Here is a 24,067-nt window from a genome sequence, read left to right on the forward strand (position 1 = left end):
TTGTCGGAGCCTGGGGGCGGCCGGCCCATTCCGGCCGCCCCTTGCTCCGCTGCTGCCGGGGACGTGAACCCGACGCCAACAGAATTGCAGGAGGCGTGCCAAATGCGCGGCGGACGAAAAATATTCGATCAACTATATGATTTTAAACAATGAAAAAAATGAGCGCAGCAAAGGCCAACATAGCGCACAATCGAAAGTTCGATGATCTTGTATCGTCTCTTATAAATTTGTATAAATTCATCCATGAAGCCCGTCACCGTCATCGGATTCCTCGGCTCGACCCTCGACGCCGCCAAGTTCGGCCCCTCGCGCTGGAACAAGTGGCGCCCGACGGTCAGCATCTGCATGCAGGAGGATCTGCGCGTCGACCGCTTCATCCTGCTCCACGGCAGCTACCACCGCCGCCTCGCCGAGTTCGTCATGGACGACATCCGCGACGTCTCGCCCGAAACCGAAGTCGTGCCGCACGTGCTCGACTTCGACGACGCCTGGGATTTCGAGGAGGTCTACGGCAAGCTGCTCGACTTCGCGCGCGACTTTCCCTTCGATCCCGACACGCACGACTATCTCGTCCACATCACCACCGGCACGCATGTCGCGCAGATCTGCCTCTTCCTGCTCAGCGAGGCGCGCTACCTGCCCGGCCGCCTGCTCCAGACCCAGCCGCAGCGCGGCGCGCCGCAGCCGGTCGGGACATGGAACGTTATCGACCTCGACCTGTCGCGTTATGATTCGATCGCGACGCGCTTCGCCGAGGCGAGCGCCGAGAGCACGAGTTTCCTGAAAAGCGGCATAGAAACGCGCAACCCCGCCTTCAACCGGATGATCGAGGAGATCGAACAGGTCGCGGTGCGCAGCCGCGCGCCGATCCTCCTGATGGGGCCGACCGGCGCGGGCAAGAGCCAGCTCGCGCGCAAGATCTACGAACTCAAGAAGCTGCGCCATCAGGTCAGCGGGCCGTTCGTCGAGGTCAATTGCGCGACGCTCAAGGGCGACAGCGCGATGTCGGCGCTGTTCGGCCACCGCAAGGGCGCCTTCACCGGCGCCGCGCAGGATCGCCCCGGCCTGCTCAGGAGCGCCGACAAGGGGCTGCTCTTCCTCGACGAGATCGGCGAACTCGGCCTCGACGAACAGGCGATGATCCTGCGCGCGATCGAGGAAGGGCGCTTCCTCCCCGTCGGCGCCGACAGCGAGGCGAAAAGCGACTTCCAGCTGATCGCGGGCACCAACCGCGACCTCGTCGGCGAGGTCGCGGCGGGCCGCTTTCGCGACGACCTGTTCGCGCGGCTGAACCTCTGGACCTTCGCGCTGCCCGGCCTCGCCGACCGGCGCGAGGATATCGCCCCCAATCTCGACTATGAACTCGAACGCTTTGCGCAGCGCGAGGGCTCGCGCGTCACCTTCAACAAGGAGGCGCGCGATCGCTATCTCACCTTTGCCGAGAGCGCGGCGGCGAAATGGCAGGGCAATTTCCGCGACCTCGCCGCCAGCGTCACTCGCATGGCGACGCTCAGCGATACCGGACGGATCGACCGCGACGCGGTGGGGTTCGAAATCGCGCGGCTCGGCGCGACCTGGAGCGCCGAAACGCCGCAGGGCGACAGTCTCGCCCGGATCCTGACCCGCGAAGAACTCGCCGCAATCGATCCGTTCGACCGCGTCCAGCTCGCCTTCGTCGTCGAAGCCTGCCGCGGCGCCCGATCGCTGTCCGACGCCGGACGCACCTTGTTCGCGGTTTCGCGGGAACAGCGGACCAGCACCAACGACGCCGACCGGCTGCGCAAATATCTGGCGCGCTTCGATCTGGACTGGGCGGCGGTTCGGTCGCCCACCGCGTAATGAGGCCGGGGACGCCGCATGAGCCGGCAAAGGAAGATGGTCTCAAACAGCTTGCACAATGCGATGGGACTCCTACATTCATCCTATCGTCAACAAGCGAAAGGAGGTGGTCGAATGTCTCATTGTCACACGCCGCATGCGGCAGAATTGAGCGCGACCTTCCCCGCGGGGGTCCAGCTCGGCTAAGCTGTCCGCGACAGGCAAGACAATGGAAGGGCTGCTCCGGACGGAGCAGCCCTTTGTTGTTGGGACGACTCGTCGAACGCGATAGGCGCAGCTTTGCGGCGATGCGCCAGCGACCCGCACCCGATCGACCAACAGGAAGGATATGGCTTCAGCCGCATGACATCGCCCGATGACACCCCGCCCGAAAAGACGCTGGAAGCGCTCGGCTGGAGGCCTTGGTTCGCCGAGCAGGTCACGCCCGAGGAGGCCGGGCATTGCCTGCCGGTGCGGGTCATGGCCGTCCACCGCGGCAAGATCGCCGTCGCAGGCGCGGGGTTCCGGTGTTTCGTCTCGCCCTATATTCCCGGCGCCGGCCCAATGGACGATCATCCGACGGTCGGCGACTGGCTGCTCGTCGATCGCGCCACGATGCTCCCGGTGCGTGTCCTTGGCCGGCAGAATCTGTTCAAGCGGCGCGCGCCGGGCGACCCGCGCAAGGAGCAGATGATCGCCGCCAATGTCGACACGCTGTTCATCACCGCCTCGTGCAACCAGGATTTCAGCGTCGCGCGGCTCGAACGCTATCTCGTGCTGGCGCGCGAGGTCGGCGTCGCCCCGGTGGTGGTGCTCACCAAGACCGACCTGACCGACACCCCGGAAACCTTCGCGGCGGCGGCGCGCGCGATCGAACCGGGATTGCGCGTCGAAACCGTCGACGGCCGCGACCCGGCCAGCGTCGCCAGGCTCGCATCCTGGTGCGGCAAGGGCGAAACCGTCGCGCTGCTCGGGTCCTCGGGCGTCGGCAAATCGACGCTCGTCAACACGCTGCGGGGGTCCGACAGCATCGCCACCCAGGCGATCCGCGCCGCCGACGGCACCGGGCGCCACACGACCACGGTGCGCGAAATGCACCGGCTCGACCAGGGCGGCTGGCTGCTCGACACCCCCGGCATGCGCGAACTGCAACTGGCCGACGCGGCGGCCGGGATATCGGAGGTGTTCGACGACTTCATCCTCGCCGCGCAGGACTGCCGCTTCTCGAACTGCGCGCATGGTGTCGAACCCGGCTGCGCCGTCCGGGCGGCGATCGCCGAGGGCACGCTGAGCGCCGAGCGTTTCGAGCGCTGGCGCAAGCTGGCGAACGAGGAGCGCGACAATGCCGCGCATCCCGCAAAGCCGCGCCGATAGCGGGCTTCGGTCGGCGCTTCCTCTCGCGAACCGCTAACCCTTCAATCCCGAAATCTGCAGCACAGCCGGTCTAGCCCTGCTCGAGCGAACCGATCTGCCCATCGAGCGCGGCGATCACCAGCGCGGTGTAGTCGGCCTTTCCCGCCGTGCGGGCGATGACGGGCAGCCCCGACAGGAAACCCGTCAGGCTCGATATCATCAGCACCGCTCGCACCTGCGCCTCGGTTTCGGTCAGCCGTCCGCCGGTCGCTTGCACGATTAGCTCGGTGGCGAGTTCGATGCCCGGGCGCCACAGTTCGGCATAGAGAATCTCGAAGGCCGGGCCCGGACTCGCGATCTCGCGCTGGACGAACAGCGACGGATTCTGCGCGCCCGGCGTCGATAGGAGGAAGCGGGCCAGCGCCGCGAACAGCCGCTTGAGCAGGGTGCGGGCCGCATCGGGGGTCAGCGCTTCCTGCAACGCGGCATAGGATGTCAGCGCCACCGCGCCCATGCCTTCGCGGTAGCGCGCAACGATCGCGTGCGCGCAGGCGAGATAAAGGCCGCGCTTGTTCCCGAAATAATAGGTCAGCGCCGGCAGGTTGACGCCGGCTTCCTTGGCGATCTGCCGCGTCGTGACGCTGGCGAAGCCGCTGTTTCCAAACGCGGCGAGCGCCACGGCGAGGATGCGCGTCCGCGTCTCCTCGCCCTTGCGATAGCCGTCGGAGGCGTTGCGGAGCGGTGCGACCGGGGTTGCGGGGCGGGTCATGGGCGGGTCTCATCCGTTTCACTTGAATTTATATCATTTGATATATATGATCTTCGCCATCTCGTCGAGAGGGAGACGGACATTGATGACACGCGCGGCGCTCGACACTCTGTGGGCCAGGGTCGAATCCCAGCGGGACCATGTGCCCGCGATGTATGGGAAGGTCGATTTCCGCGCCGTTCCCGAACGTTTCACCGCGACGCCGGGCGACCCGACCGCGCTCTCGGGGAAATATGATCGCGACCGCGATGCGCTGCTCGCCGATCCCGACCGGATCGAGTTCATCCGCGCCTATACGATGATCGGCGATGCGACCGCCGACGCCTATGCCGCGCTGATGCGCGAACATGGCTTTCGCGCGCTCGTCGACATGCTCACCCGCGCCTGCGACGAGGGTATCGAGCATGTGCCCGATGCGCCGCCCGAACTCGTCGCCTTCATCCGCGACATGGAGCGGGTTCCCGACTGGCTCGACATGAAGCTGGTCGAAGAGGGGGCGCGGATCGACCGCAATTCGGCCGCCAATTTCGGCCCCTTCATCATTCGCGGCGCCTTCATCGCGACCTTCATGAACAAATATGCCGCCTTGCCGATGGCGATCACCGGCACGCTGTCGCAGCAGACGGCGGCGCGGCGCGTCAAGGATACGGCGACCTTTTTCACCACCTCGCTGTTGCCGGGCGCGCTGCAACGTTTTGGCCCCGGCTTCAAGGCGGCGGCGATGGTGCGGCTGATGCATTCGATGGTGCGCGCCAATGTCCTGCGGCGCCCGAAGGACTGGGACATGGAGGTCTATGGCATTCCGATCCCGCAGGTCGACCAGATGCCGGCGGGTCTGATCTCGGTCTTCCTGCTGTCGTACAAGATGATCGAGGAGGGGCGTCACGAATTCACCCCGGCCGAGCGGGCAACGGTCGAACTGGCACGCTATCGCTGCTTCCTGCTCGGCCTGCCCGAGGAGCTGCTCGCCGATACGCCGCAGGGGATCGTCGACCTGATGAATGCGCGGAGCGGTACGCTGCGCAGCGGCTATGACGACGATACGTGCGGCGAACTGCTGCGCGCGACGATGGCGGCGGACCTGCGCCCCGACGATTCGCTTGGCGCCCGAATCCACGAAACCTTCGAACGCGCCTTTGCCAAGCTGTTCTTCGTCAAGAGCTTCATGGGCGGCGACAAGGCGAAGGCGGCCTCGATCGGCGTCGATCTCACCGCCGGGGATGTCGCGCTGGCGGCGGTCGCGGGGCTGTTCATCTATGCCCGGGTCCGGCTTTACGCGCTCGCGGCGCATATTCCGGGGCTGCGCGGGGCGGCCGACCGGCGGCTGATCGCGAAGCTGAAGACGCAGCTCGCCAGCTATGGCCATGCCGACTTCACCACCGACGCGGCGCAATATCGCCCGTCGGCGACGCCGGTCCCCGCCGAATGATTGGGGGCGCCGGTCGAGGCGCGCCCCTATTCACACTGCCGGGATGAAGGCGTCCATCATCCGCACCGCGTCGCTGTCGAGCGGGCGGATGCCGAGGTCGGCGCGAACGCGCTCGATCGGATCGGCGATGCGCTGGTGCCAGGGAACCGCGATCAACTCTTTCGTCGCGCGGCCGTGGCGCCACCCGTCGAAGGTCACCGTCAGCAGCATGTCGATCAGCGCCGGCATGTCGACCGCCGCCTTGGTCGCCACCGTTGCGAGGAAGCGCGTCGAATAATTCTGGCCGAACTGTGCCATCTGAAAGCCCGAGATCGCGACCTCGCCCGCGGGGGTGAAACCATAGCCGCCGACCAGGTGCCAGACGTCGTGGAGTTGCAGGATACGTCGGTTGGTGCGGTTCTGCGCCGGATAGTCGCCCGGCAGGACCACGGTGTCGGCATCGATCACTTCGATATCATAGCCGTTGGCGTTCAGCATCGACAACAAGTCGTGCGCCAGGCTGTCGGTCGCGTGTCGCTCCAGATCGGCGGTGGTGAGGCGCACCTCGGGCTGGGCGATCAGTTCGTGGACGCTGTCGAATTCGAGCAGCGCCGCCTCGCAGGCATCGATCATCCGCTGATCATAATGATTGCCGAGCGCGACGACCGCGAGCGTCAGGTCGAGTTCGCCGTCGCCGGGGGATCGCGGCCGGGCGATGATGTCCCAGAAACCGTCCCACAGCGGGCGCGGCAATGCGACGCGCGGCTTGCCATCGGTCAGCCAGGGCAGCGCGTCCGATATCCGTTCGGCGCGCGCGGCGGGATCGCTGGTCGCGGCGGTGGCCTCGGCAATGGCATCGAAGATCGGCACCTGCGCGACCGGATCGACGAACGCCGCCGTCGTCATCAGCGCCGCGAGGCCCAGCGCCGGCTCCTCCGCCAGCGGGGGCCGGGCCGTTTCGACCCATCGTTCAAAATCGTTGCGCATCGACATGTCGATCATGGCTGCCAGCCCTCCATTTTCCGTTGATCCGGAGTTTATCCTATAAACATAGAATGATCAACTTATATAGCTGGCGCTTCGCGCGGCAATGATTATAAGCGGCCCATGGACGAACCATCCAAAGTCAGTTTCCCACGGCGCACCGCGGCGAAGGCCCGGACGCGCCAGCGCATCGAGGAAGCCGCAAGACGCCTGTTCGTCACGCTCGGTTATGCCGACGCGACGATGGCCGCGATCGCCGAGGCGGCCGATATCCACATCACCACCCTGTTCACCCATTTCGCCTCGAAGCGCGATCTGGCCGCCGCGATCGCGGTCACCGCGGGCACGCGGTTCGAGGCGGTCGTCGCGACGCAGCGGGCGCAGGGCGTGCCGGTGCTGACCTTCTGGCGCAACCAGGTGGTGCGGCTCGCGCACGCCTATGAACGCGACGGCGATGGCCAGATCAACCTCGGCCGCGCGCTCGCCGGCGAACCCGAACTGCTGCCGGTGTGGTACGGGCATCAGCGGCTCCAGATCGACCTGATGACCGACTATATCGCCGACGAACTCGGCATCGATCCGGGGCAGGACCGCCGCGCGCAAATGGCGGCCGCGATGCTTGTCGCGGGCGGCAGGATGGCGTTCGACGCCTGGATCGAAAGCGGCCGCGCCGGCGATCTGGTCGCCGAGAATGAACGGCTGCTCGATGCGGCCGAAGCCTTGCTCGCCGGCGGGCTGCCACTGACCCGGCGCGACGGCATCTGACGCGACTGTCCGACGACGAACCACGCGGTCATTCGGCGGCGGCTTCGCCCAGCCGCCGGATATTCTCCATGTGGCGCGACCGGCTGATCGGATAATAGGCAAGGCAGATGATCGCGATCGTGGTCGCGACCGACAGCGTGACGATATAGATGGTCGCCAGCCCCGAAAGCGCGTCGGCGTCGACCTGGCCGGGCTGGGCATTGTCGGGGAAACCGACGAAGGCCAGCAGCAGCCCCGCGAGCATGATCCCCATGCCCGATATCGCCTTGTTGACCATGGTGGCGGCGGAAAACAGCAGGCCTTCGGAACGGCGCCCGGTCTCGAGCTGGATTTGGTCGGTCACGTCGGCGACCATCGACACCGCCAATATGCCGCCGGCGATCGTCGTCATCATAGTGAAGGCGAATTGCGCCATCAGCAGCCACAGCAGCAGCGGGTCGCCATTGCCCGGAAACAGGCCGGCGAGGCGCAGCGCCAGCGGCAATACGCTCGACACCAGCCCTAGCCCGAACATCAGCATCGCCGCGGGCTTCTTGCCGAAGCGCGCCGACAGCGGCAGCACGACGACGAAGGCGAGCAGGATGCCGACAACCGCGGTCGACGCGACGGTGGCGATCTGGCTGGCGCTGAGTTCCCAGAAATAGGTCGAGAAATAGACCGACAGCGACAGGCTGAGCCCCGACGCCACCGCAAAGAACAGGCTGGCGAGCAGGATCGAGATATAGGCCGGATGCACCAGCACCCCCAGCATTTCGCGCAGCATCCGTCCTATTGGAACTTTGACGGCTGGCGGCGGCGGCGGGCGTTTCAGCACCTCCTTCTGCGTCCCCAGCGACGAGATCAGCACCGACAGCATCATGATCGCCGCCGCCACCCAGGCATAGGTGACATAGCCTTGGGCGTTGAGGTGACCGACCGGCTGCGCCGCCGTCGGCCGCAGGAAATAGCCGAAGGTCACGACCGTCATCGCGATGCCGCCGCACACGCCGAAGAAAAAGCGCGCCGCGACCAGCTTGGTGCGCTCGTCATAGTCGCTGGTGAATTCGGCGAGCAGCGCGGTCGACGGAATTTCATACAGGCTGATCGAAAAGCGCACGAGGATCGCGGTGGCGACGAGCCACGCGAACTGCGCCCCCCGCGCCATCTCGGGCGGCATCCACAGCAGCAGGTAAAAAAGCGCGATGGGCAGCGCTGCCGCATACATGAAGGGGTGCCGCCGCCCCCAGCGGGTGCGGACATTGTCCGAATATTGTCCCAGCAGCGGATCGAACAGCGCATCGGCGATCATCGCGATCATGATCGCCGATCCGACCCAGGCCGCCGGAAGCCCGACGACCTGGTTGTAGAACAGCATCAACAGCGCGTTGAAACCATGATCCTTGATCCCGAAGGCGATCGTGCCCGACCCATAGAGCAGCCGCGTTTTCAGCGGCAGGGCATCGGTCGGACGTGCGTCGATCTTTCCCACGCGGGCGGCTTACCGGAACCGGAATTCGAGCTGGAGGCCATAGGTTCGCGGCGGCGTGAACGAATAGGATTGCGCGACCGCCAGCGTCGGCGACGAGGCGAGCAGATTGCCCTGCGCGCTGTCATAGCCCTTGCTGTCGAATATATTCTTGACGAAGGCGATCACCCGATACCGGTCGCCGCTGCCGGTCCAGATCGCGCGCAGATCGACCTGATCCCACCCGGGCATCCGGTTGTACGAACGGTTGAAGATGTTGCTATAGGCCGAACTGCGCAGCACATAATTGCCCGACAGCGACAAGGTGCCCGGCTCGAAGTCGATGCTGTACATCGCATTGAGCGCCAGCTTGTGGCGCGGCGTGTCCGATAGCCGGGCGCCGGCGACGCTTTGCGGTTGCTGGCCATTGACCGCCGGACCCGACGGCTGCGCGCCCGGTTGCAGCGCCAGCGGATCCTGTCCGTCGACGAAGCAGCACCCGCTGTCGATCCGCGAATTTCCATAGCCATAGTTGAACGACAGTTGCAACGGATCGGCGGGCTGCCAGGCAAGCTCGATCTCGGCGCCATAGCTTTGCGAGCTTTTGAGGTTGAAGAATTGGGTGAGCTGCGCGCCGCCGGGCTGCGACACCGTCAGCGGCACCTGAAGCCCCTGATAGTCATAATAGAAACCGGCGAGATTGACGCGCAGCCGCCGTCCGATCGAATATTTATAGCCCGCCTCGAACGCGTCGACATGCTCGGCGCCGGTCTGCGGCAGCACCGAAATGCCCCCGGCGTTGAACCCGCCCGACTTGTAACCGCGGCTGTAGCGGAGGAAGGCGAGCTGGTCGTCGCTTGGCTGCCATTCGACCGCGACGGTTCCGGTCACCGCGTTCCAGCTGTTCGCGAGGCCGCGCCGCGCGATCCCGGTCGCGGGATCGATCGTCACCGCCGACGCGACGCCCGGCGCGGCCAGCGTCGAGATTTGCGACGCGGTGATATCGAGCGCCGGGGTCGCCGAGCCGTACAGATCGGGTGAGAAACCCCCGCAACCGAAACAGAGGAGACGGAAAAATTCGTCGCCGCTCTTCTTGTCGTGGGTATAGCGCAGCCCCGCCGTCACGCGCAGCGCGTCGGTGAAGCGATAGTCGACCTGGCCGAAGACCGCCGACGATTTGGTGGTCAGCGTCGAGGCGGCATAGACGAAATCGCCGAGCGGGTTGGCGGGGCCGTTCGCGGGCGCCCGCAGTTGCAGCTGGTTGGGGGCGTTGAAATGCGATTCCTGCGCCAGCGTCTCCTGATAATAATAGACCCCGGCCACCCATTGCAGCGGCCCGTCGGTGTTCGACGTCAGATTGAGTTCGCCGCTGCCGAAGCTCTTGTCGTTGTGCAGATTGAGCTGCGTCGACGGGAAAGCGGTGAGCGGTCCGCAACCGGGAATGAAGGCACAGATGCCGCCGCCGGGAGCGAGCGGGAAGGCGTAGGAAATCACGCTTGTCCCGTCGAGCTCGTATGTGTTGTCGATGCGATATTGCTGATAGCCGCCGAGCAGGCGGACGTCGAAGGTCGGCAGCGACCATTTGATGTCGCCGGTCGCCCCGAAATTGCCGCGCATGCGCTCGGTCTGCGTCGTGTCGGCGCTGAACCGCCGGATGTTGGTCGCGCCGGGTGGCACGGGGTCGGGGTCGAGCGCGACGACCCCCGGGATCAGGTAACCAAAGGCCGCGCCCGGCGTGATCGCCCCGGTCGGATAGGGCGCGAAATCATAGCCGCCGATGCGGTTGAGCGGGCGCGGATTGAGGTCGGTGCGGCCCGAGAAGACCTTCGCCCAAGCGGTGACGTCGGGTCCGAGATCGGCTTCGAGCTGCAGTTCGACATAACGGCGCTCGCCGCGGCCGCCTTCGCTGACCCCGCCCGCCTCATTCCTGAAATAGCCGCGTTCCTGCTTGGAGAAGCCGCCCGCCAACCGCGTGCGCAGCCCCTTGGTCAGCGATCCCGACGCCGACGCTTCGATCGTGTAGAGGCCATAATTGCCCACCGTGCCGCGCAGGTCGGCGCTGAAGTCCTCGGTCGGTCGTTTGGAGATCGCGTTGATCGCGCCGCCGATCGAATTGCGGCCATAGAGCGTGCCCTGCGGGCCGCGCAGCACCTCGATGCGATCGATGAAGAAATCGGAGGCCGCGATCGAGGTGGTCGAGGCGTCGTAAATGCCGTCGGTATAGGTCGAAACCCCCGGATCGCTGCCGTTGGTGTTGGTCTGGCGCCCGATACCGCGGATGAAGACGCGGTCGTTGCCCGCCGAATAGCTCAGCCCCGGGGTGAAGTTGGCGAAATCCTGCAACGTGTTGATGCCGGCGAGTTGGCGGGCATCGGATGTGTAGGCCGATATGGCGAGCGGCACCTCTTGCAGATTGGCGGTGCGCTTTTCCGCCGTGACGACGATCTCGGCCAGACCGGAGCCATCCTCCACGGCCGTTGGCGGATTCTCCGCCGCCGCCTGCGTCTGTGCCACAGCCGGCATCGCCACGAATGCGACGCCCGCAAACATCCAGGATATATTTCGCATACCACGCCTCTCCCGCCGCCAGCGATCCTGCTGGTCGATTATTGGCGCGACGGGACCGCTGATGCGGCCCCCCGCTATGTACGGCGAATGCCGGTTCGGCATCCCCCCGGGCCATTGTTAGAGGTGTTTTATATATTAGTCTATAATCATATATCGAACATATATGGTCTGGCGAGAGAGGTGGTGGGTTCAGCCTGCGCGCGCGGATTTCCGCGCCCTTCCGATAGCACCCTATCCCTTTGGCAAGACGGGACGCGATCGCCCGAGCGATTTCGGGTTTCGCTCACATCGCAAATATGGAATATATTTTTCTACTGTCATAGAATCAACTGAGCCGAACCGCCCGCGCGGATCGGCGAACGCCATCGCCGCGAAAAGGCGAGGCAGGTGGGAGAAGCAGGATGGATGGATTTCGCCGAACGGATCGGGGCCTGCCTGGTCCCACCGGCGCGAGCGTATGCGACGCCCGCGGAGGCCGCACCTGATGGCCTCGACCGATCATGCGCTGGCCGAACTCAACGCGCGCCCCGTCCCCGACTGGTATCACGACGCGAAGTTCGGGATTTTTATCCACTGGGGCGCCTTCGCCATCCCCGGCTATGCCCCGCGCCTCGGCTCGATCGGCGAGGCCTTCGCCAAGGATTATGACCGGGCGGTCGCGATGGTCCCCTATACCGAATGGTATTGTAACGCGATCAAGGTGCCCGGAACGCCCTCAGCCGAATTCCACCGGACGCATTATGGCGACGCGCCCTATGAGGATTTCAAACGGCCGTTCGAGGCGGGACTCAAGCATTGGGACCCCGCCGCCTGGGCCGAGGCGTTTCGCGATGCCGGCGCGCGCTATGTCGTGCTCGTCACCAAGCATCACGACGGGCTTTGCCTGTGGCCCAGCGGGGTCGCGAACCGGCATCAGGCGGGCTGGACCACCGAACGCGACATCGTCGGCGAACTCGCCGCTGCGGTGCGCGCCGCCGGGCTGCGGTTCGGGGTCTATTATTCGGGCGGAATCGACTGGACCTTCAACCGGCGGCCGCTGCGCACGCTCGGCGACTTCATCGCCTCGACGCCCGGCGGCGACTACCCCGCTTATGCGATGGCGCAGGTGCGCGAACTGATCGACCGTTACGAACCGTCGGTGCTGTGGAACGACATCAGCTGGCCGACGCGGCCCGGGCCGCTGTACCGGCTGTTCGCCGACTATTATCGCGCGGTTCCCGAAGGCGTGGTCAACGATCGCTGGGTTGCGACCAGCCTCCAGCGCGACCTGCTCAAGATTCCGCTGGTGCGGCGCTATCTCGACCGCAAGCTCAAGGCCGCGGTCGGCCGGCAGAGCGGCGAGGAATCCAAGGGCATCATCCCGCCCGAAATTCCGCACAGCGATTTCCGGACCCCCGAATATGCCGCCTTCGCCGAAATCCAGGTCAAGAAGTGGGAAGCGACGCGCGGCATGAGCCACAGCTTCGGCTTCAACCGCAACGACGACGAGGCCGATTACGCTGGCGCCGATACGCTGATCCATGACTTCATCGATGCCGTATCGCGCAATGGCAACCTGCTGCTCAACGTCGGCCCGCGCGCGACCGATGCCGCGATCCCCGACGAACAGCTTCGCCGGTTGAGGCAATTCGGCGCATGGCTGCGCGCGAACGGCGACGCCATCTACGGCACCCGGCCGTGGACACGGTCGGATGGCGAGACCGAATGCGGGCTGGCTGTGCGCTTCACCGCCACGCCGGAGCGCGTGAATCTGATCGTCAAGGGGCCGGTGGCGTCCACCCGGTTGGTGATCCGGAATCTGTCCCTCTCGGGCGAGGCTGTTCGCCTGGACGATGGCAGCCCCGTCACGCTCGAGCCGCGCGGCCCCGATCTGCTGCTGACCTTCGCCGGCCCTTGCGTCGACACCGTCGCGACGGCCGTTGCCGTCGCGACATAGTCCCAAGCCATCGACGCGTTGGTCGCCTCCATCCCCTTGCCGCCTCAAGCGCTGCGGATGACTGCGTCCTGTCACGCGGCGGAGGACATCCGCCAGCCTGTCAGGCTCGCGTCAGCCAGACCATCCTAGACCCGTCGCCGGTCCTTGCAGGGCCTGCATTTTCTTTGGCGCGACGTTCGCGCCGCTGCCCGTCCCCGGGCACCGACCTTCATGGCGGACCGACTGGCATGCCCGACGGTCCGCCATCATTTTCATAATATATATAATGACTTAACTGTCATTTTCCTTTCCTCCGACAGCTTGCCGACAGGAAAGGCTGCCAGCGTGATGCCGCTCGCGACCGTGTGACACGGCGCGCTATCGTTGGAAGAGGAGTGATGGAAATGCGGACATTCACGCGGCGCACGGCAATGCTGACCGGTGCGATGATGAGCCTGATGCTGGTGGCGGGCTGTTCGGGCGGCAAGGATGCCGCCGACACCAAGGCCGAGCCGGCCAGCGTCGAAGTCGACAGCGGCCCCGCCTATGCGCTGATCACCCAGCCGGTGGGCAAGACGGCGCCCGCCGACTATGTCGCGCAACTGTCGGCGGCGAAAAAAGCCGGTGCAACCGTGTTGCTGCTCCGCTCGAAGCCGAGCGTCGAGGGGCCGGAGGGCTTCGCCAGCCTCGCGGTCGTCACCTTCCCCGACGGCAGCGCCTATGACGCCTGGTCAAAGGATGCCGCGGCCAAGCTCGGCAAGGATTTGCTACTCCGCCGCGCCGACCTGCTCGTCGATGCGCGCGCCAAAACGGCCGATCCGAAGGCCGCCTATGTCGTCAGCCATTATGAGGCGCTGGTCCCCGCCGACGCCTACACCGGCTACACCAAGGCCTATATCAGCCCGAACATGGACGGGCAGAAGGCCGGCGGCGTGATGACCGGCTACGCCATGTATTATGAGCGCGAGCCCGTTCCCGGCGTCAAGGGCAACCGCACGATCCTCGTGAAGCAATATGTCGACGAAGCCGCCTTCGGAAAGAGCGAGGCGATCAAGGAAAAGAACAAGCTCGAACTGCTCAAGAACCCCGAGTGGAAAAAGATCAACGACACCAAGGAGACGATCCGCAAGGATATCTCGGGCACCCTCGCCCTTCCCGAAACGGTCGACTGACCGGGGCGGATGCGCGCCGTCTGGGGAGGCGGCGCGCATCCCCTCACCCTCCGCCGAGGCTTGTGCGACACCCGCTACTCCGCCCCGGTTGGCGGCTCCCCGCCATCGCAGGCGACATCTCCGGAGCGCGCGGCCGCCCGGCCACCAAAGTCGAGCGTCGCCGAATATGCGGCACGATTGACGGGTTACTGACAGTTTCGCATCCTACCAGCCGGCCATGGTTGCGATTGCAACCATCGGAAAGCGGAAAGCGAGGAACTATGCAGGTCGGCGCGCTCATCGTGATTGCGGCGTTCCTGACCTCCATTCTCTCGGGCATTTTCGGCATGGCGGGCGGCCTGATCTTCATGGGCCTGCTCGCCTGGCTGCTGCCGGTGACGGTCGCGCTGGCGCTCCACGGCCTGATCCAGTTCGCTTCCAACCTGTGGCGCGTCGTGCTGCACCGCCGGCATGTCGTCTGGCCGGTGCTGCTGTGGTTCGGGATCGGCGCGGTCGCGGCGATCGGCGTCTTCTCGCTCGTCATTTTCACGCCGACGAAATTCTATGTCTTCCTGGGACTCGGCCTGTTGCCGGTCCTCGTCTGGTTGCCCGAACGCTGGATGCCGCTCGACGCGACCCGTCGCGTCCATGCCGTCGGCGGGGGCTTCGTCTCGACCGGCCTGTCGCTCGTTTCGGGCGTGTCGGGTCCGGTCACCGACCTCCTCTTCATCAACACCCGGTTGAACCGGCATCAGGTCGTCGCGACCAAGGCGGTGATGCAGGCGATCGGCCATGCGTCGAAGGTCATCGTCTATGGCGGCGTGCTGCTCGGCGTCGCGGCGCGCGAGGCGATCCCCCTGCCCGTCTCCGCGCTCGCGATCCTCGCGTCGATGGCGGGCATCATGGTCGGCGGCGTGATTCTCGACCGGATCAGCGACGCGCATTTCCGCGCCGGCCGGCGCTGGATCGTTACGATCGTCGGCGCGACCTTCCTGATCCAGGCAGCGCAGATCGCCTTGGCCTGACAGCGGGGTGACAGGCCCGTTCGGTAGAATGGACCGAAACCAAAATGGGAGACGGTCCAATGAAATTTCGCATATCCATGGCGCTTGCGAGCGTCGCGGCCATCGCCGCGCCGGCGTTCGCCGCCGAGCCGATCTACACGCTCGAAAAAGCGGTCACGCTGCCCAGCACCGACAGCGACTGGGACTATATCAAGCTCGAACCGCACAGCCCGCGCCTGTTCATCGCGCGCCGCAAGGACGGGCTGACGGTGTTCGACATCAAGACGCAGAAGGTCGTCGGGCAGGTCGAAAATTCGGTCGGCGCCAACGGCCCGCTGCTGCTGCCGCAGTTCAATCGCGGTTATGTCGCGATGACCGACGGCTCGCTGCTCAGCTTCGAACTCAAATCGCTGAAGGTGCTGGATCGCATCCCGCTCGCTAAGGACGGCGGGCTCAACGGCGTCGTCTATGATGCCGCGACCAAGCGCATCCACGCCGTCGTCGGCTCGCGCCAGGCCGAGTCGGCCTGGTTCACGCTCGATGCGGCGACGGGCAAATTGCTGTCGACCAAGGTGTTCCCGTTCAAGAAGATGGACGACCCCTCGCCCGACGGCAAAGGCCATCTCTTTGCTCCCGCGCGCTACGACAAGATATTGATGCAGCTCGATTCGGCGACACTCGCCGAACAGGCGCGCTGGAACGTCGATTGCGAACAGGTCGTCGCGGTCGAATATCAGGCGCACACCGACCGCATCCTGATCGGCTGCCGCGGCGACAAGCCGGTGTTCCTCGCGCTCGACGCCAGGACCGGTACCGAAGTCGCACGCGTGCCGATCGGCAAGGGCATCGACGGCATGGGGGTCGACGAGGTGCGCCACCGCATCGTCACGACCAATGGCGGCGACAGCTCGATGACGGTGATCGAACAGGGCGGCCCCGACAGCTATCGCCTGCTCGGCAATATCCAGACCCGCCCGCAGGCGCGCGTGATGCAGCTCGACGAGGCGAGCGGCCGCGTCTTCACCGTCACCGCCGACGCGACCTTTGCCGCGCCCGACGCCAAGGGCGTCGCGGCGCCGACCTTTCACCCGAACAGCTTTGTGGTGATGACCTACAAGCCCGACGGCGCGCGCTGAGGGCGCATCAGCCGAGGGCCGCGCGGGCTTCCTGCGCGGCCCCGGCTGACAGCGGCAGATAATCGCTCGCCCGTCCCGCGATCGCCTGCGCCTCGGGCGTCAGCATGAAGCGGAGGAAGGCGAGCGTTTCGGGGTGGATGGGCGTCTTCGCCGGCGCCGCATGATAAGCCTGCACCGTGCGACCGAGCGGATAGGTGCCCGCGCCGACCGACGCCGCATCGGGCAACAGCGCAATCCCGTTGGCGCCGATCAGCGGCAGCGTCTTGATCTCTTTCCCGGCGATCCCGACAGCGAGGCCGGCGGGGTCGCGCGCCAGCGCGCGGCGCATCGCGATGGCCGCCTCGGCTTCGGCCTTCGCCGGGCGCGGCGGCACCGTATATTCGCGCAGGCGCGGCCATGCCATGCGGTTGCTGCCGCCGAGCACCGCCGCGCGGAAGAAGCGGCCGCTGCCGCTCTCGGCCTCGGGCGCGTAAAGATGGATCGGCCGGTCGCGCCACGCGCCGTCGAGGCCGAGGTCGCCCCACGTCCGTGCCTGCTGCGCCCCGTCGCCGAATGCCGCGGCGAGCCCGTCGATGCTGATCGAGGCAAGCGGATTGCTCCGATGCACCATCGCCGCCAGTGCGGGCGAGCGCCCCGGCGTCGCGACGCTGCCACCAAGCACCGCGACGCCCCTGGGCCGGAAGCGATAAATCCATTCGAAGGCCTGGATTTCGGGCTTGGTCGCCTCGCGCCCGATCAGCGCGATGTCACAGGTCGCCGCATAGAGATTGGCCATCGCGACATCGCTGCCCGCCATCGCGACGTCGACCCTGATCGCGGGATTGGCGGTCTCGAAGGCTCGCTTCCACGCCGCGACGACCGGCATCATACCTGCCGTCCCCGCCAGCCGGACACGTCCGGGCCGGCCATGCACCGGCGGCGGCAGCGTCGAGGCCCAGGCGGTTGCAGGGAGCAGCGCCAGCGCGGACAGGAGTTGGCGGCGCTTCATTTCACTTTCCCCAGCTCGTGCGTCAGCGTCCTGGCGCTGAGCGGCAGGTAACCGCTATGGTCGATCAATATGCGCTGGCCCTCGCGGCTCAGCAGGAAGCGCAGGAACTCGCGCTGCGCCGGGTCCATCTTCTCGCCTGGGGCGACGTCGACATAGGCGGGGATGATCCGGATCAATGGGTAGCTGCGGTCGATCAGCGTCTCAGGCGTCGCATCGACGAACGGCCCCTTGGCGTCCCAGGCGAGCGGCAGCGGGCGGACGTCGGGATGCTTGTAGCGGATGTTCGAGATCGCGATGCCGGTGCGGTCGGTCGCCAGCGCATCGACGATCCGCTGGCCATGATCATATTGGGTGCCGTCGGGACGTTGCTGATGCTCATATTCGCGCATCGCGCCGTTCCAGCGGTGGCTGTCCTCGAGCACGCGTTCGCGGAAGAACAAACCGAAATCGACATCGGTCTTCCAGCCATAAGGGATGATCGCGGCATCGCGCCACGCCTCGCCCAGCCCGAGTTGCCCCCAGCGCCGCACCTGCCCGCCGCCGCGCCGCCCTTCCTCGCCGAAGATCGCGTCGAGTTGCTTCAGCGTCAGCCCTTTGATCGGATTGTCGCGGTGGACGAAGATCATATGGGCATAGTCGTAGAAATTGACGTCGACGCTGCCGTTCGCGACCTCGATGCCGGTCGGGTCATAGCCCTTGGCACGGCGGAAGGCGCGGAGCGCGGCGGGGCTGATTTCCTCGCCCAATATGGCGATGTCGCCGGTGCCGCTGTAGAGCGACCCGATCGCCGAGGCGGTGCCGTACATGCGGTTTTCGAATTTTACCTCGGGCTGGTGCTTCGCGAATTCGGCGATCCAGGTCGCCAGCAATTGCCCCATGAAGTCGCGCTTGAAACTGCCATGCCCCCAGATGCGCAGCGTGCCCGTCACGCGCTCCTGCGGTCGATAGGCCGGAAGCCCGTCGACGAAGGCCAGCGCGGGGTGATCCGCACCGAGCAGGTGTGTCGTGCTTTCGGCCTGCGCGGGGCCGGCGAACAGCGTCGCAAAAGCGAGGAACAGGGCAAGCGGGCGCCGCATCAGTCGAGCTTCGCGAGTTGCGCCGCCGCGACCTCGGGGGTCAGCGGCAGATATTTGCCGTCGGCCTGGATCGCCGCCTGCCCGTCGCGGCTCAGCACATAGCGCAGCCATTCCTTGACCTTGGGATCGACGGGCTTCCCTTTCTCGCGACGGAAATAATAATAGACGTCGCGGGTCAGCGGGAAGCTGCGGTTCTGGACGGTCTGGAGGGTCAGCGGGATGAAGGTCTTGCCGCCGTCGGTCGACAGCGGCACCGACTTGATGCTGTCGTTCATGAACGGAATGCCGGTGTAGGCGATGCCATATTTGTCCGCCGCCAACCCGTTCGTGATGAGCTCGCCGCCAGCGGTCAGCGAGCCGTCGGCCTTCAGCCCCGCGACGTTGGAATAGGCGCGCATGTCCTCGTTCCACTTGCCCGAACCCTTGAGCACCTTTTTGTCGATCTCGTCGTTGAAATGATATTTGGCGTTATAACCGTAAACGGTGATCGGCTTGTTCGCCCATTCGCCCTTGAGGCCGAGCTGGCCCCAGGTGCGGATATTCTTCTCGGGTCCGCGCGCGACGCTGGTGTCCCAGGTCAGCCCGTTCCAGCCGCCGTCGCGGCGACCGCCCAATATGCCGTCGACCTGCTCCATCGTCAGGCCGGTCAGCGGATTGTCCTTATGGACGAAGATGCCGAGCGCATAGGACCAGCCACGGACATTATACGATCCCGTCGCCATGATGATCTCGACCACCTCGGTCTGCCCGACACCTTCCTCACCGCCTTGCGCGCCTTCGCGCTCAAAGCCCTTGAGTTCGTCCCACAACGCCTGCCGCCCCATCGGCGCGACGTCGGCGGCGCCCGAGATCAGGCCCGGAAAGGCGACCGACGAGCTGTAGAGGTTGTCGTTGAAGCTGACGCCCGGTTGCAACTTGCGGAACTCGGCCTGCCACACCTCCATCAGCCCGCTGTCCTTGAGGTAGTTGTTGCCCCATTGGCGGATCGTGCCGGTCACCTGCGCCTGCGGCGCATAGGGTTTGAGTCCGGTCAGGTCGAACTGCGGCTCGTAGAAGATTTTCACCGCGCGCCCGCGATTGCCGATCGCGCGGGCCTTCGACAACGCGTCGGCGTCGGTCGTCGGCGCGCTGGCCTCCTGCGCCGTTGCTGCGGATGTCAGGACCAGCGCCGCCAGCGCGGCCGTCACGATGCGTTTCATTTTTCGCTCTCCAATATTGCGACCTGTGCCGCCGCGATCCGGCGGTCGAGGGGTAGATAGCCATTGTCGGCTTCGAGCAGCTTCTGTCCTTCGGCCGATAACGCGAATTGCAGGAAGGCTTTGACATGCGGCGCCAGCGGCTTGCCCGGCGCACGATCGACAAAGGCATAGGCGCGGCGCGTCAGCGGGTAGGAGCGGTCGGCGACCGTGGCCGCGGTCGGCAGCACCGCCGCGCCGCCATCCGACAGCGCCACGGTCTTGAGTCCGCCCCACGCCTGCGCGGCATTGGCGATGACGAGCGCATAGCGGTCGCCCCGGCCGCCTTCGCCCGCCCGGTCGGCGGCCGCCGCGATCGTGCCGTCGAGCCGGCGCGCATCGTCATATTCGGCGATGCGGTCCCAGCACATGCGCCGGTCCTTCGCCGTCACGCGGTTCTGGAGCCAAAGCCCGGTACGCGTCGCGAAATCATAGCTGTGGATGCGGATCGGCTGCCGCGCCCATTCGCCTTTCAGCCCGAGGTCGCCCCAGGTCGCGATCGGCCGCGCCTCATCGCCGCAATCGATGATCCGCGCCAGCTGGTCGAGCGTCAGCGCCGTCAACGGGTTGTCGTCATGGATGAGCAGCGCGATCGCGTCGGACTTGCCCGGCGCGGCGACCGCGCCGGTCGCGATCTCGATCCGCGTCGCATGATATTCCTTCGGCCGCGAAAAGCCGTTGTCGTCGACGATGTCGTTGGCGCGGCCGATCAAGGCGATGTCGGCGACCCCGCCGACCAGCCCGTGGATCGCACTGTCCGATCCCTTCATCGAAAATTCGAAACGGGTGCCGGGGTGCTGTTTCTCATAGGCGTCGGCCCAGCGTTCGGCAGCGCCGAGCATCGCGGGCGTGCCCCAGATGCGGATCACCTGTTCCTGCGCCTGCACGGCAACAGGCGCGAACAGCAAGGCAGCGGCGATCAGCATCCTCATGCCAATTTCCTCCGCTCTTTCTCGGCCGCGGCTGGCGACAGTGGCAGATAGCGCCCGTCGCGATTGACCGCCTCCTGCCCCTCGCGGCTCAGCACATAGCGGAGGAATTCGCGCACCTTGGGATCAATGCGGCCGTCGGGTGGCAAGTCGATCACCGCCGGCAGGGTGCGGGCGAGCGGATAGCTCTGGTCGATCAGGCTGGCCTCGCTGACCGCAACGAACGGCCCGGCGGCCGTATGCGCGAGCGCGAGCGGCTTCACCTCGGGCACCGCATAACGGATGTTCGACACCGCGATCCCCGCCGGGTCCTTCGCCAGCGCGTCGAGCACCTGCTGGCCATGGTCATAGATCGTCCCGTCGGCGTTGTTGATATGCGCGAAACCCTGCAAGGCGGGATTCCAACGATGGCTGCCCATGAGCACCGCGTTGCGAAGGTAGAAGCCGAAGCTGTCGTCGATCGCCCAGCTATAGGGGGTGATCGCGCGGGTCCCCCAGGCGCCCGTCAGACCGAGTTCGCCCCAACGCCGGATATTGCGTGTCCCGCGCCGGTGCTCGGTCCCGAGGATCGCGTCGAGCTCGACCAGCGAAATCCGCGCCAACGGATTGTCGCGATGGACAAAGACCATCTGCGCATAGTCGAAATTGCGGATATCGACGCTGCCGGTCATCAGCTCGACGCCGGTCGGCGCATAGCCCTTCACCCGCTCGAACGCCCTGGCCGCGTCGGGGAGAATTTCCTCGCCGAGCAGCGCGATGTCGCCGAGCCCGTTATAGAGCGCGGGGATGCCCGACGACGTGCCGTAAAGATGCGTCTCCAGCCGCGCCTCGGGGTGGAAACGCTGGAAATCCTCCGCCCACTGATCGACCAGATAATGCATCCACGGCAGCTTGCGATTGCCATGGCCCCACAGGCGGATGTCGCCGGTGACCTTTTCCGCCGGCGCGTAGCGGGGCATCGCCGCCGCCGCGCGCGCCGCGACGCTGCCCGGTGCCTGCGGGCGCGGGTCGATCTTCTGCACCGCGGGGGTCAGCCGCTGCGCCGCCGCGGGCATCGCCCAGAGCGCGAACGCGCCGCCGATCAGGGTGCGGCGCGCAAGGCTCATCCGCCCTCGCCCGCCGATGCCGATCCGGTCTTTTCGATCTCGACCAGCTGCGCGCGCGCCGCCTCGGCCGTCAGCGGCAGATATTTGCCATCCTTCATGATCAGTGCCTGTCCCTCGCGGCTGACCACGAAGCGCAGATATTCGGCGATCAGCGGGTCCATTTTCTCGCCCGCCTTGCGGTTGGCATAGAAATAGACCTCGCGCGTCAGCGGATAGGTACGCGCCTGCACACTCTGGATCGTCGGCATGACGAACGGCCCCGCCGCGGTCTGCGCGAGCGGCACCGTCTTGACGTTGGGTTTGTCGGCATAGAGCATCGCCGTATAGGTGATGGCATATTTGTCGTTGCCGAGGTCCTCCATCATCTGGTCGCCGGCGTTCCACAATTTGCCATAATCGCCGTCGCTCTCGCGCACCTTGTTGCTATATTCCTCCATCTGCTCGTTCCACTTGTACCCGCCGCCGAACACCTTGTCGGCGAAGTCGCGCGGGAAGTGGAAGTTGGTCGTATAACCGAGGACGCGGATCGGCTTGTCGGCCCATTCACCCGTGAGTCCGAGCTGGCCCCAGGTGCGGATATTCTTGTCCCGGCCACGCGCGACGCTGGCGTCCCAGCTGTTGAGCTTCCACCCGCCCTGGCGCTCGGCACCGAAGATGCCGTCGAGCTGTTCGATGGTCAGCGACTTGAGCGGATTGTCCTTGTGGACGAAGGGCACGAGCGCGAAGGACCAGCCCGATACGTCGAACGACCCCGTCGCCATCATCACTTCGGCGGGCAGGCCGCCCATCATCCGCTGATAGGCCTGCAGTTCCTCCCAGCTCGGGCGCCGGCCCATCGGCGCGAGATCGGCCTGCCCGGTATAAAGCCCGGCCATACCGATGAAGGTGCTCGCGAGATTATTCTCGAACGTCACCCCGGGGTGATATTTCCTGAACGCTTCCTCGAAATAGCCCTGCAGCGGGCTGTCGGCGAGATAGTTCGATCCCCATTGCCGGATGACGCCCTTCATCGGCGCCGACGGCTTGTATTCGGGGAGCTGCGACAGATCGAATTCGATCGTATAGGCGCGGCGGAAGCCCTTGGTCTTCAGCGCGTCGGCGCGGGCCTTTTGCAGGTCGAGCGAGTTCATCGAGCCGACGGGGGCCTGCGCTCCGGCCGGGGTCGCCGCGAGCAGGGCGATGGTGAGGATTGCCAGCCGCATCATTGCGCGCCCGGCTCGAGCTTGGCGAGTTGCGCTTTGACCACCGCGGCGGTCAGCGGGGTGTAGCGGCCCTCGCGCTGGATCTGTTCCTGCCCCTGCTGGCTCAGGACGAAACGGAGAAACTCTTCGACCTTCGGATCCATCGGCTGGCCGGGTGCCTTGTTGGCGTAGAAGAAGATCTCGTTGATCAGCGGATAGCTGCGGTCGCGGGTGCTCTCCAGCGTGCGCGCGACGAACGGGCCGCCGTCGAATCCCTGTACCGCCAGTTCCTTGAGGTTCGGGCCGAGCGCCAGCGGAGAGGCGATGCAGATGGCGAGCGGGTCGCCCTCGGCGAAGTCGAGCACCTGCTTGCTCCACGATGCGATCGTACCCTCCGGCGTCGCATAATTGGCGAAGGCCTGATAACCCTCGACCCACTGGTCGCTGCCGCGCAGGACGAGATTCTGGAACACGACCTGGATATTCGCGCGCGGGCTTTGGCCGCACGGATGGATCGGCTTGTTCGCCCATTCGCCGGTCGCGCCAAGCTGGCCCCAGGTGCGGATATTCTCGTCGGCGCCGCGTTTGAACGGATAATCGTTGCGATAGACGCTGCCGTCATAGCCGCCGTTGCGCGCCGTCCCGAACACGCCGTCGAGCTGCTTCATGCTGATCTGCTTGATCGGGTTGTCCTTGTGGACAAGGATGATGAAACCCGGCGACCAGCCATAGACGTCATACGACCCCGTCGCGGCCGTGATCTCGGTGACCGGATATTTATAGACCTGCTCAAAGGTCAGATGATCCATCAGCGTCGCGGGGCGCCCGACGCCGAGGTCGGCGACCTTGCCCGCGACGCCCGGCACCGCGATCCCCGCCGTCGGCAGGTTGAACTCGAATTCGATGCCGGGGTGGAACTTCCTGAACTCGCTCGACCAATATTCGCCGAGCGGGCCATCCTTCAGATAATTGCTGCCCCAGATGCGCAGCTTGCCGCTGACCTGCCGCTTCGGCTTATACACCGGCAGGTCCGACAGGTCCCATTTCTTGCTATAGCCGCCGAGCGTCGCCTTCTGTTTGCGGAAGCCGGTGACATCGAGGGTCCAGATGCTGCGCTTGGCATTGGTCGGCTCTTCCGCCGGTGCGTGCGCCGGTGCCGGCTGCGTCTGCGCTGCAGCGGGTGCGGCGAGCATCAGCGCCATCAGGGTCAGGGGGAGCGGCTTCATGGCGTGGTCCT

Annotated in this window: 19 protein-coding genes; 8 read left to right on the forward strand and 11 right to left on the reverse strand. The window is 65.8% G+C overall.

What is annotated here, in order from left to right:
* Positions 1-243 precede the first annotated feature (243 nt).
* Together rtcR and rsgA are read left to right on the forward strand one after the other, a co-directional pair.
* Positions 244-1,839, forward strand: coding sequence for an RNA repair transcriptional activator RtcR (rtcR, locus tag AC07U1_RS03105; protein WP_495178937.1), 1,596 nt, complete (start codon positions 244-246; stop codon positions 1,837-1,839).
* 342 nt (positions 1,840-2,181) lie between these two features.
* On the forward strand, positions 2,182-3,192 hold the full coding sequence (rsgA, locus tag AC07U1_RS03110) for a ribosome small subunit-dependent GTPase A (RefSeq protein WP_492735624.1): 1,011 nt from the start codon (positions 2,182-2,184) through the stop codon (positions 3,190-3,192).
* A gap of 70 nt (positions 3,193-3,262) precedes the next feature.
* On the opposite strand, the gene AC07U1_RS03115 is transcribed toward rsgA, so the two are convergent.
* Positions 3,263-3,940: a CerR family C-terminal domain-containing protein gene (locus tag AC07U1_RS03115; RefSeq protein ID WP_495178936.1), complete on the reverse strand. Its 678-nt coding sequence runs from the start codon at positions 3,938-3,940 to the stop codon at positions 3,263-3,265.
* A gap of 85 nt (positions 3,941-4,025) precedes the next feature.
* On the opposite strand from AC07U1_RS03115, the gene AC07U1_RS03120 reads away from it, so the two are divergent.
* Positions 4,026-5,369, forward strand: a complete 1,344-nt coding sequence (locus AC07U1_RS03120; RefSeq protein ID WP_495197636.1) for an oxygenase MpaB family protein — start codon at positions 4,026-4,028, stop codon at positions 5,367-5,369.
* 30 nt (positions 5,370-5,399) lie between these two features.
* On the opposite strand, the gene AC07U1_RS03125 is transcribed toward AC07U1_RS03120, so the two are convergent.
* Positions 5,400-6,350 carry a Coq4 family protein gene (locus AC07U1_RS03125; protein ID WP_495178934.1) on the reverse strand — a complete coding sequence of 317 codons (951 nt, stop codon included), beginning with the start codon at positions 6,348-6,350 and terminating at the stop codon, positions 5,400-5,402.
* A 105-nt stretch (positions 6,351-6,455) separates the two neighbouring features.
* Between AC07U1_RS03125 and AC07U1_RS03130 the strand changes: the two genes are divergently transcribed.
* A complete protein-coding gene (locus tag AC07U1_RS03130) occupies positions 6,456-7,097 on the forward strand; it encodes a TetR/AcrR family transcriptional regulator (protein ID WP_187141953.1) in 642 nt (213 codons plus the stop codon).
* Between the two features lie 28 nt (positions 7,098-7,125).
* Here AC07U1_RS03130 and AC07U1_RS03135 read toward each other — a convergent pair whose 3' ends face one another.
* The gene (locus tag AC07U1_RS03135; RefSeq protein ID WP_495178933.1) at positions 7,126-8,565 is read right to left on the reverse strand and encodes an MFS transporter; all 1,440 of its coding nucleotides are present in this window, start codon (positions 8,563-8,565) and stop codon (positions 7,126-7,128) included.
* Positions 8,566-8,574: 9 nt separating this feature from the next.
* Positions 8,575-11,064 carry a TonB-dependent receptor gene (locus AC07U1_RS03140; RefSeq protein WP_495197637.1) on the reverse strand — a complete coding sequence of 830 codons (2,490 nt, stop codon included), beginning with the start codon at positions 11,062-11,064 and terminating at the stop codon, positions 8,575-8,577.
* Positions 11,065-11,593: 529 nt separating this feature from the next.
* Here AC07U1_RS03140 and AC07U1_RS03145 point away from each other — a divergent pair.
* The 4 genes from AC07U1_RS03145 to AC07U1_RS03160 all read left to right on the forward strand — a co-directional run bounded on the left by AC07U1_RS03145 (position 11,594) and on the right by AC07U1_RS03160 (position 16,315).
* Positions 11,594-13,045, forward strand: coding sequence for an alpha-L-fucosidase (locus tag AC07U1_RS03145; protein WP_495178931.1), 1,452 nt, complete (start codon positions 11,594-11,596; stop codon positions 13,043-13,045).
* 383 nt (positions 13,046-13,428) lie between these two features.
* Positions 13,429-14,196, forward strand: a complete 768-nt coding sequence (locus tag AC07U1_RS03150; protein ID WP_187141957.1) for a hypothetical protein — start codon at positions 13,429-13,431, stop codon at positions 14,194-14,196.
* A 260-nt stretch (positions 14,197-14,456) separates the two neighbouring features.
* Positions 14,457-15,200, forward strand: coding sequence for a TSUP family transporter (locus tag AC07U1_RS03155; protein ID WP_495178930.1), 744 nt, complete (start codon positions 14,457-14,459; stop codon positions 15,198-15,200).
* Positions 15,201-15,259: 59 nt separating this feature from the next.
* Entirely contained in the window at positions 15,260-16,315 is a 1,056-nt protein-coding gene (locus tag AC07U1_RS03160; protein WP_495178929.1) for a YncE family protein, read from the forward strand.
* Between the two features lie 7 nt (positions 16,316-16,322).
* Here AC07U1_RS03160 and AC07U1_RS03165 read toward each other — a convergent pair whose 3' ends face one another.
* The 7 genes from AC07U1_RS03165 to AC07U1_RS03195 are packed head-to-tail and all read right to left on the reverse strand — an operon-like array spanning position 16,323 to position 24,056.
* Positions 16,323-17,303 carry a substrate-binding domain-containing protein gene (locus AC07U1_RS03165; protein ID WP_495178928.1) on the reverse strand — a complete coding sequence of 327 codons (981 nt, stop codon included), beginning with the start codon at positions 17,301-17,303 and terminating at the stop codon, positions 16,323-16,325.
* On the reverse strand, positions 17,300-18,379 hold the full coding sequence (locus AC07U1_RS03170) for a PstS family phosphate ABC transporter substrate-binding protein (RefSeq protein WP_495178927.1): 1,080 nt from the start codon (positions 18,377-18,379) through the stop codon (positions 17,300-17,302). The genes AC07U1_RS03165 and AC07U1_RS03170 overlap by 4 nt, the downstream gene beginning before the upstream one ends.
* Positions 18,379-19,578, reverse strand: a complete 1,200-nt coding sequence (locus AC07U1_RS03175) for a PstS family phosphate ABC transporter substrate-binding protein (protein ID WP_495178926.1) — start codon at positions 19,576-19,578, stop codon at positions 18,379-18,381. Before AC07U1_RS03175 ends, AC07U1_RS03170 begins: the two co-directional genes overlap by 1 nt.
* A complete protein-coding gene (locus AC07U1_RS03180; protein ID WP_495178925.1) occupies positions 19,575-20,546 on the reverse strand; it encodes a PstS family phosphate ABC transporter substrate-binding protein in 972 nt (323 codons plus the stop codon). The genes AC07U1_RS03175 and AC07U1_RS03180 overlap by 4 nt, the downstream gene beginning before the upstream one ends.
* Positions 20,543-21,649 carry a PstS family phosphate ABC transporter substrate-binding protein gene (locus AC07U1_RS03185; protein ID WP_495178924.1) on the reverse strand — a complete coding sequence of 369 codons (1,107 nt, stop codon included), beginning with the start codon at positions 21,647-21,649 and terminating at the stop codon, positions 20,543-20,545. Before AC07U1_RS03185 ends, AC07U1_RS03180 begins: the two co-directional genes overlap by 4 nt.
* Complete coding sequence (locus tag AC07U1_RS03190; RefSeq protein WP_495178923.1) at positions 21,646-22,854, reverse strand: PstS family phosphate ABC transporter substrate-binding protein; 1,209 nt, start codon at positions 22,852-22,854, stop codon at positions 21,646-21,648. Before AC07U1_RS03190 ends, AC07U1_RS03185 begins: the two co-directional genes overlap by 4 nt.
* Positions 22,851-24,056 carry a PstS family phosphate ABC transporter substrate-binding protein gene (locus AC07U1_RS03195; protein WP_495178922.1) on the reverse strand — a complete coding sequence of 402 codons (1,206 nt, stop codon included), beginning with the start codon at positions 24,054-24,056 and terminating at the stop codon, positions 22,851-22,853. The genes AC07U1_RS03190 and AC07U1_RS03195 overlap by 4 nt, the downstream gene beginning before the upstream one ends.
* Positions 24,057-24,067 lie beyond the last annotated feature (11 nt).

The sequence above is a fragment of the Sphingopyxis sp. GW821-FHT02C12 genome (assembly GCF_059421785.1).

Coding starts and splice junctions, on each gene's coding strand:
- rtcR (WP_495178937.1), top strand. CDS start 244: ATGAAGCCCGTCACCGTCATCGGATTCCTCGGCTCGACCCTCGACGCC.
- rsgA (WP_492735624.1), top strand. CDS start 2,182: ATGACATCGCCCGATGACACCCCGCCCGAAAAGACGCTGGAAGCGCTC.
- AC07U1_RS03115 (WP_495178936.1), bottom strand. CDS start 3,940: ATGACCCGCCCCGCAACCCCGGTCGCACCGCTCCGCAACGCCTCCGAC.
- AC07U1_RS03120 (WP_495197636.1), top strand. CDS start 4,026: ATGACACGCGCGGCGCTCGACACTCTGTGGGCCAGGGTCGAATCCCAG.
- AC07U1_RS03125 (WP_495178934.1), bottom strand. CDS start 6,350: ATGATCGACATGTCGATGCGCAACGATTTTGAACGATGGGTCGAAACG.
- AC07U1_RS03130 (WP_187141953.1), top strand. CDS start 6,456: ATGGACGAACCATCCAAAGTCAGTTTCCCACGGCGCACCGCGGCGAAG.
- AC07U1_RS03140 (WP_495197637.1), bottom strand. CDS start 11,064: ATGCCGGCTGTGGCACAGACGCAGGCGGCGGCGGAGAATCCGCCAACG.
- AC07U1_RS03145 (WP_495178931.1), top strand. CDS start 11,594: ATGGCCTCGACCGATCATGCGCTGGCCGAACTCAACGCGCGCCCCGTC.
- AC07U1_RS03150 (WP_187141957.1), top strand. CDS start 13,429: ATGCGGACATTCACGCGGCGCACGGCAATGCTGACCGGTGCGATGATG.
- AC07U1_RS03155 (WP_495178930.1), top strand. CDS start 14,457: ATGCAGGTCGGCGCGCTCATCGTGATTGCGGCGTTCCTGACCTCCATT.
- AC07U1_RS03160 (WP_495178929.1), top strand. CDS start 15,260: ATGAAATTTCGCATATCCATGGCGCTTGCGAGCGTCGCGGCCATCGCC.
- AC07U1_RS03165 (WP_495178928.1), bottom strand. CDS start 17,303: ATGAAGCGCCGCCAACTCCTGTCCGCGCTGGCGCTGCTCCCTGCAACC.
- AC07U1_RS03170 (WP_495178927.1), bottom strand. CDS start 18,379: ATGCGGCGCCCGCTTGCCCTGTTCCTCGCTTTTGCGACGCTGTTCGCC.
- AC07U1_RS03175 (WP_495178926.1), bottom strand. CDS start 19,578: ATGAAACGCATCGTGACGGCCGCGCTGGCGGCGCTGGTCCTGACATCC.
- AC07U1_RS03180 (WP_495178925.1), bottom strand. CDS start 20,546: ATGAGGATGCTGATCGCCGCTGCCTTGCTGTTCGCGCCTGTTGCCGTG.
- AC07U1_RS03185 (WP_495178924.1), bottom strand. CDS start 21,649: ATGAGCCTTGCGCGCCGCACCCTGATCGGCGGCGCGTTCGCGCTCTGG.
- AC07U1_RS03190 (WP_495178923.1), bottom strand. CDS start 22,854: ATGATGCGGCTGGCAATCCTCACCATCGCCCTGCTCGCGGCGACCCCG.
- AC07U1_RS03195 (WP_495178922.1), bottom strand. CDS start 24,056: ATGAAGCCGCTCCCCCTGACCCTGATGGCGCTGATGCTCGCCGCACCC.